The organism is Nostoc sp. 'Peltigera membranacea cyanobiont' 213, from assembly GCF_002245975.1.
Classification (GTDB): domain Bacteria; phylum Cyanobacteriota; class Cyanobacteriia; order Cyanobacteriales; family Nostocaceae; genus Nostoc.
Genome location: NZ_NOLI01000010.1, coordinates 68,974 through 86,263, shown reverse-complemented (window position 1 = coordinate 86,263; position 17,290 = coordinate 68,974). Strand labels below are relative to the sequence as shown.

Annotated in this window: 12 protein-coding genes and 1 pseudogene; 9 read left to right on the top strand and 4 right to left on the bottom strand. The window is 38.9% G+C overall.

The annotated features are described in order from the left end of the window. Window positions 1–147 precede the first annotated feature (147 nt). The 9 genes and pseudogenes from CDG77_RS05110 to CDG77_RS05075 all read left to right on the top strand — a co-directional run bounded on the left by CDG77_RS05110 (window position 148) and on the right by CDG77_RS05075 (window position 10,548). Window positions 148–1,581, top strand: a complete 1,434-nt coding sequence (locus CDG77_RS05110; RefSeq protein WP_094328325.1) for an oligosaccharide flippase family protein — start codon at window positions 148–150, stop codon at window positions 1,579–1,581. A gap of 80 nt (window positions 1,582–1,661) precedes the next feature. Further along, the gene (locus tag CDG77_RS05105; RefSeq protein WP_094328324.1) at window positions 1,662–2,765 is read left to right on the top strand and encodes a glycosyltransferase family 4 protein; all 1,104 of its coding nucleotides are present in this window, start codon (window positions 1,662–1,664) and stop codon (window positions 2,763–2,765) included. Window positions 2,766–2,772: 7 nt separating this feature from the next. After that, the gene (locus CDG77_RS05100) at window positions 2,773–4,038 is read left to right on the top strand and encodes an O-antigen ligase family protein (protein ID WP_094328323.1); all 1,266 of its coding nucleotides are present in this window, start codon (window positions 2,773–2,775) and stop codon (window positions 4,036–4,038) included. Window positions 4,039–4,222: 184 nt separating this feature from the next. Continuing rightward, window positions 4,223–4,864 (top strand): annotated as a pseudogene (locus CDG77_RS05095) (glycosyltransferase family 4 protein); the annotation flags it as partial. Next, window positions 4,847–4,942 carry a glycosyltransferase gene (locus CDG77_RS39050; protein ID WP_094328321.1) on the top strand — a complete coding sequence of 32 codons (96 nt, stop codon included), beginning with the start codon at window positions 4,847–4,849 and terminating at the stop codon, window positions 4,940–4,942. The pseudogene CDG77_RS05095 and the gene CDG77_RS39050, both read left to right, overlap by 18 nt. Then, window positions 4,935–5,141 carry a glycosyltransferase family 4 protein gene (locus tag CDG77_RS39045; RefSeq protein ID WP_143856960.1) on the top strand — a complete coding sequence of 69 codons (207 nt, stop codon included), beginning with the start codon at window positions 4,935–4,937 and terminating at the stop codon, window positions 5,139–5,141. The genes CDG77_RS39050 and CDG77_RS39045 overlap by 8 nt, the downstream gene beginning before the upstream one ends. 79 nt (window positions 5,142–5,220) lie before the next feature. Beyond that, window positions 5,221–6,522, top strand: coding sequence for a nucleotide sugar dehydrogenase (locus tag CDG77_RS05085; protein WP_094328320.1), 1,302 nt, complete (start codon window positions 5,221–5,223; stop codon window positions 6,520–6,522). Beyond that, window positions 6,506–7,705, top strand: a complete 1,200-nt coding sequence (locus tag CDG77_RS05080; protein WP_094328319.1) for a glycosyltransferase family 4 protein — start codon at window positions 6,506–6,508, stop codon at window positions 7,703–7,705. Before CDG77_RS05085 ends, CDG77_RS05080 begins: the two co-directional genes overlap by 17 nt. A 611-nt stretch (window positions 7,706–8,316) precedes the next feature. Continuing rightward, complete coding sequence (locus CDG77_RS05075; RefSeq protein WP_190233907.1) at window positions 8,317–10,548, top strand: GumC family protein; 2,232 nt, start codon at window positions 8,317–8,319, stop codon at window positions 10,546–10,548. A 161-nt stretch (window positions 10,549–10,709) separates the two neighbouring features. Here the strand turns inward: CDG77_RS05075 and CDG77_RS05070 are convergent, their stop codons facing one another. The 4 genes from CDG77_RS05070 to hisB form a co-directional block, all read right to left on the bottom strand. Then, entirely contained in the window at window positions 10,710–12,098 is a 1,389-nt protein-coding gene (locus CDG77_RS05070) for a choice-of-anchor Q domain-containing protein (RefSeq protein ID WP_223269711.1), read from the bottom strand. A 1,411-nt stretch (window positions 12,099–13,509) separates the two neighbouring features. Continuing rightward, window positions 13,510–14,973, bottom strand: a complete 1,464-nt coding sequence (locus CDG77_RS05065) for an SLBB domain-containing protein (RefSeq protein ID WP_094328317.1) — start codon at window positions 14,971–14,973, stop codon at window positions 13,510–13,512. Window positions 14,974–15,472: 499 nt separating this feature from the next. Then, a complete protein-coding gene (locus CDG77_RS05060; protein WP_094328316.1) occupies window positions 15,473–16,462 on the bottom strand; it encodes an ABC transporter ATP-binding protein in 990 nt (329 codons plus the stop codon). A 151-nt stretch (window positions 16,463–16,613) separates the two neighbouring features. Next, on the bottom strand, window positions 16,614–17,255 hold the full coding sequence (gene hisB / locus CDG77_RS05055) for an imidazoleglycerol-phosphate dehydratase HisB (RefSeq protein ID WP_094328315.1): 642 nt from the start codon (window positions 17,253–17,255) through the stop codon (window positions 16,614–16,616). Window positions 17,256–17,290 lie beyond the last annotated feature (35 nt).

The window sequence follows — 17,290 nt, the reverse complement described above, 5'->3', positions numbered from 1 at the left end:
ATGCAAATATTACAATTCACACTATAATTTTTATCTAGTTAAATTTAGATTTTTCTACTTTACTGTCGTGATTAGTTAAATGGCAATGACAGAATTTCGTTTTGGTTATTCAAAATGAACTGATTAAGCTTAATTAAAAATTTTAGAATGGTAGAAAAGTATAAATTCATAAGTAATTCTATCTCAATGATAGTTAATCGATTAGCACAAAGCATTACAGCTTTCGTACTAACCTCTGCCATTGCTCGTACTCTGGGAGCCGAAGCCTTAGGACAGTATCTACTAGCGTATAGTTACTACTTCATATTTGTGGGCATTGCTTCACAAGGTCTAAAGACATTGTTTACTAGAGAACTAGCCCGTGAGCCAGAAAGAACACCAGTTTATTTAATGAGTGGTACCTGGCTGCAATTAATATTTAGTTTCTTCAGTTATGGGGCGTTAGTGATTGTAGTTTTTTTACTTCCCTATAGTTCCAAAACATCGACTATTTGCTACATCATGGGCTTGACAATCATTCCTTTTGCACTTTCTAACATCACGGAGGCGGTTTTTCAAGCCCAAGAAAAGATGCATTTGATTGCCATCGCTACAGTCCCGGTTTATATCCTACGCATCATAATAATGATCTGGGCGATGCGACTAAAATACGGAATTGAATATCTAGGGTGGATTTTATGTTTTTCAGAAACACTAATTTTGGTCATTGAATGGATTTTTATCACACGTTTCGTCAAAATACAATGGCAGGTTGATGGTAAGTTTATATTTCATACACTCAAAATTGCACGTACATTTTTTGCTATTGAAGCAATAGCTGTAGTTAGTGGTAGAATTCAAATTTTGATTCTTTCCTTATTAGGAAATGAGTTCTTAGTAGGGCTATTTGGTGGGATAGCACAATTGCTACAACCATTTTTAATTATTGCGAATAGTACAACTCTAGCAATGTTCCCTAGACTTTCAAAAGCCGTAGCTCAAGGACGCGAGCAGCAGAGGCGGATCGCTGAGAACATGATTGAAATCCTATTAATGATGGCATTACCATTATTTCTTGGGCTGTTATTTTTTGGCAAAGATTTACTAGTTTTTGTTTACGATCCTAGCTTTGCTCAGGCAAATTTAGCTCTTAGCTTAAGTGCTGCATCATTGATTTTATTGCCCTTTATACGCTCATTATCCTATCTACTTGTAGCTAATGGTTTCGAGATAGTGAACCTGCGTGAAGTAGTTATTACCACTACATTAGGAAGTTTAATTGGTGTGGCATTAGTTTCACAATATCAGTTACTAGGTGCAGCTTTCATGGCATTATTAATGACTATTATTGGTTTTATCCAGTATATTTACTTCACTTATACTCGCTTATTCTCATTAAATTTATGGCGAATTATATGTCGACCCTTAATCATAAGCTTTTTAATGGTACCTATATTTATCTTATTGCAAAAAATTAGCTTAAATTTTATATTCACTTTACTTATAGCAACTGGTGTATATAGTTTATTTATGATTTATCTAGGTATTCGTGCGTTTGGTGGATTTCGTTTTTTGTGGATGAAATTTTTAAGAGAATCGTAATTGTTTTAATTTGAGATTTTACCAATAATTCATACAAATTTGTTGAGTAAAGAATTTACGTAGAAATATAATTTTGACTTATGATTAAAGTTGCTCTATTACATTTTTGCTTTGAAGATTACACGATAGAATTAGCAAATAATCTAGTTAAATATGTTGATTTAACGCTAATTCATCCAGAAAAAGTCTCCAAAGTCTGTAGCAATGCTCTTGATTCCAATATTCGTGTCATTAGCTTTCAAAAACCACGGATTCGTGACCCGCGCAACCTATTGTCTATGAGCAGTATGATGCGGATCATTAAAGATATAGAGCCAGATATTTTGCATGTACAAGAAACTAACGATCCTTGGTACGACTGGACTTTGTTGCTTAACAAGATGCCACCATTGGTGACAACTATCCATGATATATTTCGTCACCCAGGAGATAATATAACTGTATTTGGTTCCGAGTATAGCAGACGTATTGGTTTTTACCGTTCCCAACAATTGATTGTTCATACTCATCAACTCAAAAAAATTCTCATTGAACAATTTCGTATACCTCAAGAGCGAGTCAATATTCTACCTCATGGAGAACTTGGTAGTTTGTATCAGCGTCGCGATGGTCAAAATATTCAAGTCCGTGAACCATATACTTTGCTATTCTTTGGCCGTATATTGCCTTATAAGGGATTGAAATATTTGCTTGAGGCTATGCCATTAATTGCTGAATCCATACCTGAAGTCAAGCTGATTATTGCTGGAAGAGGAGAAAACATAAGGCACTATTTCCCTAATGGTTATGATGAAAAACGCTATGAGATTATCAATGATTTTATCCCCCTTGAAGAAGTAGGTAATCTGTTTCAACGCACCACAGTAACAGTTCTGCCATACATCGAAGCATCTCAAAGTGGTGTCGCAGCGTTATCTTATGGAATGGGAACGCTGGTTGTAGCTTCTGATGTGGGGGGATTGAGTGAGATAGTTCAGCATAAAAAAGATGGGCTGTTAGTTCCACCGTGTGATGCTCGCTCACTAGCTGATGCGATAATTTGTTTGCTAAACGATCGCGACTTGCAAAAACAGATGCAAACTGCGGCACTTGCTCGTTGTCAGCAAGATTTAAATTGGTCAAATATTGCCGCTCAAACAGCCCAAATTTATCAAAGAGAAATAAATATGCAAAATAAATATTAGTTAATTTATGAAAAAACTACTAATTTTTGCCGAACAGGGATTCACAGTTGCAGCCTTGCTGATGTATTCAGGGGCAATCTTTGCAGTCCTGCTGTCAGGAGGAGCAGGACAAAATGAATCGGTAGAATATGATAGCTCCCTGGTTCGGATTATTTTTTTCTTATTATACGCAGTTACCTTCTTACTACTAGTTTTACGTTGGAAGAAAACTCTTTATTTCCTAGTCTTGCAAAAAGACCTTTTTATTTATTCTTTAATAATATTGGCAGCAATTTCTATTACTTGGTCTTTTGCACCGTCAACAACATTAAAAAATAGTTTTACCCTGATTAATTCAAGTTTATTTGGTGTTTATTTTGCTTCTCGATATAGTTTAAAACAACAATTAAATTTACTTGCTTTAACTTTTGGAATTGTTATAGTACTGAGTTTTGTTTTTGCTTTAGCCCTGCCTAAATACGGGATACAAAGCGATCTTGGTAGCCCAAAGTGGCGTGGAGTATTCACACACAAAAACGGACTTGGAGCTAGGATGGTTACCAGTAGTATAATATTTTTTATCCTTGGCTATCAAAATCAAAGACGTAGTTGGCTTTTCTGGGGTGGGTTTATCTTATCAATATTACTTTTAATACTTGCCGCTTCTACCTCATCTCTAGTTAATCTATTAATTATAATATTGGCATTTTTTGCTTTTCAAATTTGGCGGTGGTCATATAGATTCATGATACCAACCCTAATACTTATGGCAACTATCAGCCAAAGTTTATATTTTTGGTTGTCTAATGATGCCGATGTCCTATTTAGCTCGATTGGTAAAGATGCGACACTGACTGGTCGAACAGACTTATGGCCATTAGTAATGGATATGATTTGGAAACATCCCTGGCTTGGTTATGGTTATGGCGGATTCTGGCAAGGATGGGATGGTGAATCTGCTTATATTTGGCGTATAGTTGGATGGATGCCAGGGCATCCACACAACGGTTATCTAGCTCTTTGGCTTGATTTAGGGCTTTTAGGGTTAGGGTTATTCTTTTTAGGGTTTTGGCGCAGTTATCTCCAAGGATTAGCTTGGGTACGTAGTAGTAAAACAGCATCAGACCTGTGGCCCATTATACACATAACATATATAGCCTTAGCTAGCCTTACAGAATCTTCCTTGCTGGAATCTAATAGTTTGACTTGGATGCTCTATGTGGCAGCATGTTTATCAGTGAGAACGACACATAAAATAAAAATAAAATCATTAAAAAATGCATTGAGAGCATAGAACTTACCAAAATGCTCTAAAGCCATTGTTTTTGTGTTAGTTATTCAGAATATACCAATTTTGGTATCACAGGTTTATGAGCGGTGCAAAGGTATTATTTGACAACAATAGTTCAATATCAGGAGATGTAAAAATAATCATATTTTGATAACATTTCATGGGATTATTTTAATTATGGAAGAAGATGAAAATGAGCAACTCTAATTCTTTGGTTGATATATTAACTGAAGAAGTTGATATTATTCAATTTGAAATTTCACAACGCGGCAGTATTTTTCGACAAGGAGTTATGACATTTTTAGCTTGGGTCTTTCATAAGCCTACAACCTTACATGCTCATGGTAGTCAATTTCATGTTTTCTACGCTAGATTGGCAAAATGGATGCAGCAATTGCTAAATTGGGTATTTTGCAAGTGTCAACGCTTAATTGTTTTATCAGAAAATTGGAAAGCTTTTTACATAGAAAATCTTGGTCTTAAACCCGATCGAGTTGTGGTTTTTTATAATCCAGTCAAAGTTCATGATGAAGTCCCACAACGTTCATTATTTGAATTATCTGAAAAAATAAACTTACTTTTTTTAGGAAGAATTCGTCAATGGAAAGGAGCATTTGATTTGAGCAAAGCCTTTTCTCTTTTGCCTATTGAATATAAAACAAGATCGAGTCTGATTATGGCGGGGGATGGAGAAATAGAACAAGCAGGCAATTTACTTAAAACTCTCAATCTAGAAAATTATATAAAACTGCCTGGCTGGATAGGGTCAGATAAACATGATATTCTGTTAACTTAAGCAGATGTTTTTGTCTTGCCTTCTTACAATGAGGGTCTCCCACTAGCAATGCTTGAAGCAATGGCTTGGGAATTACCAGTCATAGTTACTATCAGAGGGAGGTATCCCTGAGATAGTTAGTCAATGTGAAAATGGATTAATAGTTAACCCAGGAGATATTGAGGAATTATCAGATGCTATGAAGTCTTTAATTGAAAATGAGTCTTTGAGACTTTCTTTAGGAACGAAGGCGAGAACAAGTGTTATTCCTCTAGATATAAAAAAACATTGGGTTGATTGTATGAATTTATATTACTCAGTATTAAATTGAATGGGCTAGAAGAAAAGCGTCTTATGGACTTGTTTTGTAATTCATGTAAAGAATAACCACTGGATAGAACTGGATAGATATGAAAATTAGCATTTTTGGTTTGGGATATGTTGGTGCAGTAACAGCAGCTTGCTTGGCACGAGACGGACATGAAGTAATTGGCGTAGATGTAAATCCCGATAAAGTAGATTTGATCGCCAAAGGAGAGTCGCCCATTGTAGAGCCAGGGTTGAGTCAATTGCTGATTGATGGAGTTGCAGCTAAATTAATCACAGCTACTACAGATACTGAAGCGGCAGTGCGAGCATCAAATGTTTCTCTGATTAGTGTTGGTACGCCTCCAATAGAGAGAGGAGAACCCGATCTTACTTATGTTTGGAATGTGTGCAAACAAATTGCCAAAGCAGCTAGCCATAAGACTGAAAGCCATGTAGTTGTTTTGCGTAGCACTGTTCCCCCAGGAACTTTAGAAAAGTGTCAGAATCTTATAGATAATATTACAGGTAATAACTCTATACATCTGGCATTTAACCCAGAGTTTTTACGCGAAGGTTCGGCTATCAAAGATTACGATCAACCACCTTACACTATTATTGGTACTGAATCTCCTGTGGCAGAAGCAGCAGTACGACAGATGTATGCGACAGTAGATGCACCGTTCACTGTAGTCAAACCATCTGTGGCTGAAATGGTTAAATATGTAGCCAATTGCTGGCACGCAGCCAAAGTGGGCTTTGCTAATGAAATCGGACGAGTAGCCAAAGCTTTTGGTGTAGATGGACGGGAAGTAATGAACATCATTGTACAGGACACAAAGTTAAATATTTCCCCTGTGTACATGCGTCCTGGATTTGCCTACGGTGGTTCCTGTCTGCCCAAAGATTTGAGTGCTTTGCTTTACCACGCACGAAATATGGATGTACCAGTCCCTCTATTAAATGCCCTCCCAACCACTAACAGCGTTCAAGTCGATTTGGCTGCCCAGCAGGTATTACGCCTGGGAGTAAGACAGATTGCTGTTTTGGGATTGGCATTCAAACCAGGTACAGATGATTTAAGAGAAAGTCCCGCAGTACTGCTAGTCAAACGGTTGATTGGAGAAGGCTGCCAGGTAAAAATCTATGACCCGGCTGTGTATGAAGCTCGATTAATGGGAACCAACCTTGCTTATATACAGAGTAATCTCCCTCATTTTGAAGGTTTGCTAGTGCCAAATTCCCAGCAAGCTTTGGAGGGAGCAGAGCTTGCGGTAGTTACCCATGCTACACCAGAGTTTCACCAAGTACTACTTGATGCCCCGAAAGAAATGCAAATTTTGGATCTAGCCGGGGTCTTTAATCAAACATCTAAGGAGTTAGGTTATCATGGCATCGCATGGTAGTAGGGTACTGATTATTGTCGAGAACCTCCCACTTCCCTTTGACAGACGTGTATGGATGGAAGCCACCACCTTAATAAAAGCTGGGTATGAAGTTTCGGTGATTTGTCCTAAAGGTAAAGGCTTTGAACAAGAATACGAGGTAATCGATGGCGTTCATATTTATCGCCACGACATGCCACCGGATATCAGTTCGGTTTCAGGATATTTACGGGAGTATGCTACAGCCGTTTTTTGGGAGTTTCGCCTTGCTCATCGGGTATGGCAAGAGCGGGGTTTTGATATTGTCCACATTTGCAATCCTCCAGATTTACTGTTTTTGGTGGCAGGATGGTTCAAGTTTTTCAAGGGTGTGAGAGTCATATTTGACCACCATGATATTAATCTGGAGATGTACGAAGCTAAGTATGGAAGGCGAGACATTTTTTATTATGGACTCTCATTAGTTGAGCGATTGACCTTTGCCACAGCAGATGTAGTTATCTCAACGAATGAATCTTACCTCTCAGTTGCACTTACCCGTGGAGGTAAGAGTCCAGAGGATGTGTTTGTTGTTCGTAGTGGGCCTGACCTTTCCCGTTTTCAACCTGTACCACCCAACCCAGACTACCGTAAAGGTCGAAAGTATCTGGTCGGCTATGTTGGTGTTATGGGAGAACCAGAGGGAATCGATTATCTGCTGCAATCGGTACGCTACATTGTCTATGAAAAGAAATGCCAGGATATTCACTTTATGCTCATCGGTAGTGGACCGATGTTTGAGAAGCTTCAGGCACTATCTGAAGAGTTAGGAGTTAAGGAGTTTGTAGAATTTACCGGGCGTATTCCTGATAATGAACTTTTGGCACGACTTTCTAGCTGTGATATATGTGCCAATCCAGATAAAAAAATGCCCTACAACGATCGCTCGACTATGAATAAGATCATGGAGTACATGGCAATGGGAAAACCCATTGTTCAGTTTGATCTTTTGGAAGGAAGGCGATCGGCCGAAGGAGCATCTGTTTATGCTAAAGGCAATGATGTGGTGGATTTTGCCGAGAATATTCTTGAACTTCTAGAGGATACTGAACGCCGACAAAAAATGGGAGAGCTAGGTAGACAAAGAATGGAGGATAAACTAGAGTGGCGACATCAAGTACCTAAGCTCTTAGAGGCTTATGAGAAAGCCTGGCAACATAAGTAGCAACACGGCAGATAGAAATATCGTGAAAATATACTTGGAACAAGGTTTTAGATATTTATCTGACGATAGTAATACAAAACACTAAGTATATCAGTGTAAATATTTATAGTTGCAATAAGAAAGAGGATTTTAGCCAAGTTTATCTTTCTTCATATAATTTTATATTGTGCCAACTTACTTAGATAACAGGTTTTTTCCTGAAATTTGTTTGGATTGGCACTCTTTTATTACTATCGTTAGATAATCTTGAAAGCCTTGTTTATCTATGCTTGATTCCAAACAAGAATTTTGAGAATACAGCCAAAAAGACTCAATATCTCACCATACTTTGATGAAAGAGAGTTAATGGAAGCAAAAATCAGCATTAACTAGTATTGTATGTACTTTTAATTATGCTCCTCAAGACTCCCAATTATTAACTATCAGATTCCCGAAACCGAAGCCTGGAAACGATTTCAGGTTTTTAGAGTTAAATAGTCTATACTATATGTCATATTGTAAAATAGTATCACTCTTAGTTAATAGGTGTGCTTTGTCGCTACTCTAAGTAGAGCAATATTGAGTTTCTTGCTTAAAACCTGTACTTTTGAAGATTTATCTCAGAAAAATCTATGGAATCTAGAGAATCTATTGATTTAGACCTTAATCGTTACCTATTGATATTAAAACGATGGTGGATACCGGCTGTCGGGATCTTTGTGGGTACAGTTATGCTGAGTGCTATATCCACAACATTTATGAGGCCATCTTATGAAGCCGAAGGAAAACTTTTATTCAGAGTTCCCTCTTTTAAAGTAGCAGGAAGTAATCTTTCCCCTGGTTCCTCTGAAGGAGGAGACTCAGGAGATTTAAAAGCTTTGGTCGCAACTCAAAATCCTGTAAGCACTCAGATAGAAGTTATTACTTCTCCTAACTTATTGCAGCGGGCAATAGACAAACTAAAACTCAAAGATAAAGAAGATAAACCTCTGGAAGTACAAGCGCTACAAAAATCGCTAACTCTAAAAATTGTTGGTGGAACAGATGTATTGAAAATTACCTATAGCAGCCATGACCCAGAAGAAGCAGCAGCAGTGGTCAACACAGTGATGAATTTGTATTTAGAAAATGATATTCTGACAAATCGCTCTGAGGCAGCAGCAACTCGTCAATTTATGGCCAAGCAGCTTCCTAAAACTCAAGCTGCTGTTAACAATGCGGAAGTAGCGCTACGTATATTTAAACAGAAGCATCAGATTGCAGATTTATCAGAGGAGACAAAGTCAGCTGTTGCAACTATTGGAAATCTAGACAATGAAATGAATACTGTCAAGGCTCAACTGGATGAGATAAACGCCCAAACCAATGAACTGCGCCAAAAAGTAGAGCTAAATTCTCAGCAAGCGATCGCTGTCAGTGCCTTAAGTCAGTCACCTGCTGTACAGGGAGTTCTTGTACAACTTCAAGAAACCGATCGGCAGTTAGCGATTGAGCGCAGCCGTTTCCTAGATGACAATCCTGTAATTATTAACCTAGAAGCAAAAAAAGCTAATTTAAAATCTCTCCTGCAACAGCAAATTGGTCAGACTATTGGCAATCAAACACAAATTCCCCAGAGCCTATTGCAGATTGGAGAACTTAGGCAAGGTTTGATACAAAACTTTTTGCAGTCAGAAATACAGCGATTTGGGTTAACAAAAAGACTCTCCTCTCTATATAATTCCCGTTCTAGCTACGAACAACGGGTGAAACTCATACCCCAGTTGGCACAAAACCAGCGGGAGTTAGAACGGAAAGTAGAAGTCGCAGAATCGACCTATCAAACTCTGTTGAAAAAGGTTCAAGAATTACAATTAGTTGAGAACACAAATACAGCCAGTTCTCGCATTATTGCTCAGGCTTTAGTACCCAAAGATCCGATACTAGTCAAGAAAATAATTGTTTTGGTGCTAGGAGTTATGTTCGGTTTGTTTTTTGCCACCACAACTGTGCTATTCCTAGCTATGAGAGATAAATCTCTAAAAACACTTAGAGAAGTTAGAGATGTATTTGGATATACTTTGCTGGGAATTGTTCCTTTGTCTGTTAAAAAGGTTCGCTCCCGTTACTCAAATTTAGAATTACCAACTCAAACAGTTGCCGTCAGAGATACGCCCTACTCTTTAACGAGCGAAATGTACCGAATGATTCAAGCCAATCTGAAATTTCTGAGTTCAGAGAAAGCACTCAAAACTATCGTGGTAACTAGCGCAGTTCCTAAAGAAGGCAAGTCTACAGTTTCAGCTAATTTGGCTGCTGCGATCGCTCAACTAGGACGTCAAGTTTTACTAATTGATGCAGATATGCGAGTTCCTTCTCAGCATCATTTCTGGCAACTAAGCAATGCAGTCGGTTTAAGTGAGGTTCTTGTAGGTCAAGTTGAATTTAATATGGCTATATCTAAGGTAATGGATAACCTTGATGTTTTAACTGCTGGAGTCAGACCTGCCAACCCACTTGCTTTGCTTGACTCGAAACGGATGGCATCACTAATTGAAAATTCTTCATCTCAACATAACTATGATGTTGTAATTATTGATGCTCCTCCACTCCTTTTGGCAGCCGATGCTTTGACTTTAAGTCAAATGACTGATGGGATTTTATTAGTAGCCAGACCTGGAGTGATTGATTCTAACAGTGCTGCTGCTGCCCAAGAAATGCTAGAGAGATCCAGTTACAACGTCTTAGGTTTAGTTGTGAATGGCATCATTGATAAAAATGAATCTAGTAGTTATTTCAACTATGCGAAAGAATACTTTACTCATCAAGATTTGACAAAAGAGGTAAAGCCGCAAAAACGTATTCCTGACAAAAGCTCTGTATAAATTAGAGTTTTGTCTCACAAGTTAACTTAACAGCATAACTGCTATATCATGTCTGTTTAATTAGCTACAAAATAATAAGCCTGCTAAGGCAGGCTTATTATTTTGTGTAACCCTAACTTCAGTCCGACGGAAGTATGAGCAGGCAGCAATAGATATTATGCTTACTGGTATTCATATGCTCCAATATCATATCTACCACCAGCAGGACGGGGTTTGTCTGCATAATCAGTTTTTAAATCATTCCAATAGTAACCCCTGTTGATCGCTGGACTCGTTGCTTTGAGTCTAAAGTCACCCCTTGAAGCATCTACAAACTGTGGGTCTCCTATAACATCGTTAGGCCCCATCGCACCAACCACTGCACCGTTAGTGTACAGATTATAGTTATAGGTAACATTGGTATTCATGTAGCTGCTGTTAGCATTTTTTCCAGCAATACCATAAATAATGTTATTGAAAATCTTGACATCCGATGAATAGCCAGCATAGAGTTGCCCTTTCTTTGATAGCTCTGGGCTTTGCTGATTTAAATAAACCGTGTTGTTGACAATATCGATATGCTCACTCGCATGAGAATGAATACCCGAACCACCATTTTTGTATGAGATATTGTTTGCAATAAAAGTCCGTCCTTTATATGCACCATTAGGACCACTTTTTAACTCATCCATAATAATGCCATTCCCGTCCGTGATCTTGCCGACTTGAATCCAGGGAACATACATACGATTGTTGTAGACCTTGTTGTTGGTCACAAACATTTTGTATCCTTGGTTATTGTCAGTATTCCGATTTTTCAAGAAGGAAATGCCACTGCCACCAAAGACACCATACCAGGCGTTATTATACACAGTGTTATTATCCACTTTCACATAATCAGCCGCGATTACTGAGATACCTCCTCCTCCACAGTCATGCACTTTGTTGTTCAAAATATTTATGTGATGAACATTACTACTGCGTCCCTCAATGCTTATGCAGGTTCCATTTGTAAGGCGATTTGATGTGTTAGTCTTCTGACTTAACGCATAAGCAAGGGTGATATTGGCATTGTTTCCGACGATCTCTAGACCGTCGATCTCAATATATGAAACTCCATTTGAAAAACCGATACCACTCCATGTGTTATGTTGAATCTTTGGAAAATGTCCAGGATATGCTTTATACGTAATCCAGGCATTAGCAGTTCCAGAACGTTTAATACTTAAGGCACTCCCCGCTTGTCCTGAATTTGTGTACACTCCATTCATAATTAACACTGTGTCGCCAGGGTCAGTTAGGTTTGCTGCCCTTTGAATCGTCCTAAACGCTGATGAGGTAGTGAGTCCGCTATTTTTGTCGTTTCCGGTACCGCTAACATAGTATGTTGTCGCAGGAGCCGCGCTGATTAACTTGCGGCTGGGCAGTGATGTTTCTGGAACAGGTGATGACTGACGAACGTCTTTAAATAAATACTGTGTTATCTTCTCTCCTTGAGCCAGACCTGTTAAGGCCCAGGGAAGTACAAGAGATGCACTCAAACTGAGAAAACCGAAACCATGAATCATCATAGGGAAAAATAGGGAAAATAGGGTATGTTGCGAAAAACTGAATCGTCAACGGTCAGTAGATCTAGCCTTAGTAAGTAACTCAGTATTGGAGACAGTCGTATAACTGCCATTTGTAAGTTTATACACGGTTTCCCTAGGTCTACACCTGAGAATTTCCACGTAAATATGGCGGAAACGCCTTTTGAGCTTGTGTTCCAAAAATGTGCATATATCTAGTAAAAGCACTGAAGAAAAATTATCAGTATCCAGAGTTACTCCATTAATGGACACCAAGCAACCGTACAAATGGCATCATTTCCAATTCGACATCATTCTACTGTGTATACGCAGTATCTGCGGTTAAGATAGTATATCTGTCATCAATTAGTTGATTTACTTAAATAATTCTTATGATAATAAGAATCATAAAATGAGAGTAAATGATGTATAGACGACAATATATCCCCCGTTACCTCTAAACTATTCTCATTATCATAAGAATCAGAGTAGCCAAAACAAAGTTTGAAAAAGCCTCTTAATAGCAGATTAAGAATTTCCAGTAAAATTATTATGTGTACAGCACTTGCCACTTAGTAATATTACTGATAAATATTACAGAATTAGTACAAAAAAGACAGTTTTTAAGTAAGTAAGCGCCAAAACTAAGCCACTTGTATAGTTCTCTACCCTAATATTGTCTTATCCTGTGGTCGAGGGATGTCTAGCTTGCTTGTCCGTAAGAGTACGAGAACTGCTTAGAATTTTTTTTGGAATAAGAGACGGCTTCCTGTAGCCTGCTTCTCTGTAAAAATATGACTCTACACATTTATTTATAAACGCATCATTATTTATTCTTGCCCTCAAAAGGCAGTACAAGAGGGAATTTAATAGTCCCATTTCCCATTATCTATAGTTGTTTCTTATAGCAATCCGAATTAAATAAAATAGTGAGGAGATGCAGAGAGCAAAAGTACGTAGTTATAAGTTTTTTCAGCTTTTTTATTTCTAATCAATAATTAAATAGGGCTATAAGCTGTCGGGTGTCTAAATTGTACTTTTTGGAGTTTTAAAACCTTACTGTAAGAGGATGTTTGAAAAGTCCTCTTATCGGTATCAAAAGTTCTATATCCCCCTAAATCCACTCCACATGCTCCACTTGGGGAGACCCCAAGACCGCACCGCAGTTTCTCCCCTTAAAAAGGGGGACTTTGATTCCGATTCCCCCCTTTTTAAGGGGGGTTAGGGGGGATCTAAAAGTGCCTAAAATGACAGAGAAATACTTTTCAAACAACCTCTAAGGTTTTAAGCTTGAAAAATTAAATGTGTCTTTGCTTATTAAGTCTTGACTATTAAGCTTTGACTTATAGATAGTGTAATTTTGGGGACGGAAAGGGTTTATCTACGCCCCCAATATTCACATCTCTATCTTAAACTAGAGTCCGAACAAGTTCAGGAGATTAAGGATAATCCCTAGAGGTCCAGTTATAGTATTGACGGTATCGCCAGTCTTAGCTGCACCAGATCGGTTGACTAGCACGACATCATTATTGCGGAGTATGGGATTAGTTTGCTCATTAATCCCAGCAGAAAAATCCACTTTTACTATCCGTTTCGTGACAGAACCATTAGGGTTGAGGCGAATCAAATCAACAGCACTGCTGCTAGCTCTGGCATCATTAAATCCGCCAGCTGCGAGTATAGCTTGATTTAAAGAACTATTCGGCTGAACGTCTGTTAACCCTGGTTTTTTAACTTCACCTACTACACCAACTTGAATGCGTGTAGGAGACAAAGTGGTAGTAGCTAATTGAGTAGCTTCTGCGGGGTTAATTTCAGTTGCTGTCGGAATAACAATCGTATCTCCGTCTTGCACAATGATGTCTTGATTAGCATCACCACTCTGCAATAATTGCCAAAGGTTAATATCTATAGATTGTTCTGAGCCAGTTCTTGTAGGTCGGCGTAACTTAAGACTACGAACATCAGCCTGTGATGTAATTCCCCCAGCTAGTTGAATTACCCGCGTCACATTTGGCAGACCTGTAGGAGTGGAAGTGCCACTATTTGCGCCCCCCTGGGTATCTGTGTTACCTGGAGTGACAAGATACGAACCGGGACGGTTAACTTCACCAATAATTGTTACTGTGCGGGGTGTGGTTTGGCTGGCGGCAAAGTTAGATGCAAATATATTTCGGGATTCTGCGATGTTGAAGTTGGTAGCAGTTGGCACAACTATGGTGTCTCCATCGCGCAAGGTAATATCTTGTGTTAACCTGCCTGTTTGGATGAGTTCCTTCAAATTAACAGTAACAGTTTGCTCTGAAGAAGGTCCTATTTTACGCCGTAATTGAACTTGGGTAACATCCGCAGCTAGGGTTACTCCCTGCGCTGTTGTCAATGCGGCTAATACAGTCGGGTATTGTACACCTGGATTGTTCCCTGCTCCTCCGCTCAAGTTCAGGGTGTAAGCTCCTGGACGTGTCACCTCTCCAGCAACGAATATGTTGATGGGACGAGGCGATAACAAATTGACTGAGATTAAGGGACGTTTAAGGAAGCGAGCATATCTTTTGGCAACTTCATCGGAAGCCTGTTCAGTTGTTAGTCCTAGAACTGATACACTGCCAATTAAAGGTAGGTTTATTGCTCCACCTGGAGGAACTTGATATTCACCTGTATATTCAGGTACTTCAAATACGTTTACACGGATGAGATCGCCGCCTCCTAATAAATAATTAGTATCTAATTGTGTTTGTGGGCTTGGTGATTGTGTAGTTGGTGGTAGTGGTTGCCCCTGAGCTAGACTCACAAATGGCACAACGACATTGACAGCACTTAAGAAAGCTACACCCACAACTGGCTGAGTTAAAAATTTAAACAAACTTGTGTTAAGCATATTTACCTGATATTTTGAAACTACGATCAATAAAGTACTGTCTAAACATTTTTATTTTGACTTTACCTAAGTATTCAAGTTCCCCGACACTCTTATTTTCCTCGAAAAGTGTAATTTTCCGGAGGAAATTTGTTTATATAATTTGAATTTTTAGTGAAGTTAATTTAAAGTTAAGCAAACTTGAATATAGGAATTATTACAAAACATTAGTAATTACGCAAATAAACATAGTTTATACAAGAAATTCTCCGTTAACCAATAAAGTACTTACTAATAAAATTTGCTTGTCAATGTCAATTTGATGACATTTGAACTATAGATTAGAATCTGCTACTAATATCAATATTATGAGCAAGTTCATCAAATAAATACAAATAACTTTAATAAGATATCGGAATTTGGTTTTTTGTAGATTTACTTGACAAAGTAAACTCAAAAATGCAAAAAATTTGGATTTTTTTGCTCAAACGAGCTTATAACTTACCGCTTGGCAACGAAATTAATTAACTAAGTTATTGTTATTTTTTCTTTCGATTTGTTGAATAAAAAACTCTTCTAGGGAGTAACGGGACAAGTTCATGGCAATAATTTTACCTTCCATAAGACGAACACTAGCGAGGAAATCATAGTAGTCGTCCTGTAGTGTACCTTGCCAAGAACCATCACGTTCAAATTTGAGAGTGGGTATCCATTTTTTAAGAATCTCCCAGTCACCACCTTGACCTTTTATGTGATATGTGCTGTTTACGCCTAAAAGTTCATTCAGGGAACCAGAGCAAATTAATTCACCTTGAGCGAGGATGGCAATGCGATCGCAAATCTGTTCTACTTCACTAAGAACATGGCTGTTGAAAAAAATCGTCTTCCCAGCAGCTTTTAACGCCAGGATAATTTCCCGCATTTGGTAGCGTCCCACCGGATCTAGACCAGACATAGGTTCATCGAGAAAAACCAAATCTGGCTCGTTAATTAGCGCCTGTGCCATCCCGACACGCTGTAGCATTCCTTTTGAGTAGCGGCGTAGCAGCTTTTTACGAGCATCAGCTTGGGATAAACCTACTAATTCGAGCAGTTGGGGAATACGTTGGCGTTGGACACTTTGGGGAATTTGGAATAGTCCAGCAGCTAGCTGTAAAAATTCCCAGCCAGTGAGATAGTCATATAAATAGGGATTTTCTGGCAGATAGCCGATATGCTGCTTAACACTGCGATCGCCTATTGGCTTATCCAATAATAATCCCCGCCCAGATGTGGGATTAATAATTCCCAGCAACAATTTTAAAAGGGTGGTTTTACCAGCACCGTTTGGCCCTAGCAAACCAAAGGTTTCGCCTTTGTAAACTGTTAAAGAACAGCTTTTGAGAGATACGACTTTTTGATTTAGCCAAAAACCAGTGCGATAGACTTTTCGCAACTCAGAAGTTAGGACTACTGGCGGAGTTTCTGCCGTATTAAGTTGAGAATCAGGGTCATCTGCAACAGACTTCATCTCGGTTCAACCACTAATTACCAGCTTAGTATTAATTACAAGTTACCCAGTAGCCTGATAATAACCATCACCGAGCGGTGTGTCAATTATTGGGGACTGGGGACTGGGGGAATAACTAATGCCCTATGCTCAATGCTCCATGTGACTCCCTTCATAGAACGCCTTTAGAACTGGGAATTAAGCCAGCACGACGGGGGTCAATTTCTACCGCTAGCCGTGTTGCTCTTGCAAAGGCTTTAAATGTCGCCTCTATGATGTGATGGGAATTAATACCATCCAATTGTCGAATGTGCAGTGTCATTTGGCTATGGTTTGCGATCGCCACAAAGAATTCGCGCACGAGTTGGGTGTCATAGGTTCCTACACGTTGGGTAGGAATTTGCAAGCCGTAGCTGAGGTGAGGCCGTCCAGAAAAGTCTAGCGCTACCTGAACTAAGGCTTCATCCAATGGTGCAAGAAAATTACCAAAGCGGACAATACCTTTTCTGTCGCCTAGTGCTTGGTTGAAAGCTTGACCCAAGGTAATGCCTACATCTTCATTGGTATGATGGTCATCAATTTCCAAGTCTCCCTTGGCTTGGACATCTATATCAATCAGCCCGTGGGAGGCAATTTGATGCAACATGTGATCCAAAAACGGAATGCCTGTTGCTGCTGTGCAAGTTCCTCTACCATCGAGGTTGATGGTAACTTGCACATCAGTTTCACCAGTGGTACGGCGAACAGTGGCAATTCGGGGAGTTTTTGTTGACTGGTCGTAATTTGAATTAATTTGACGATTAGTTGTTTGCATAGGGAATGGAAAGAGTTAGGAGTTAGGAGTTAGGA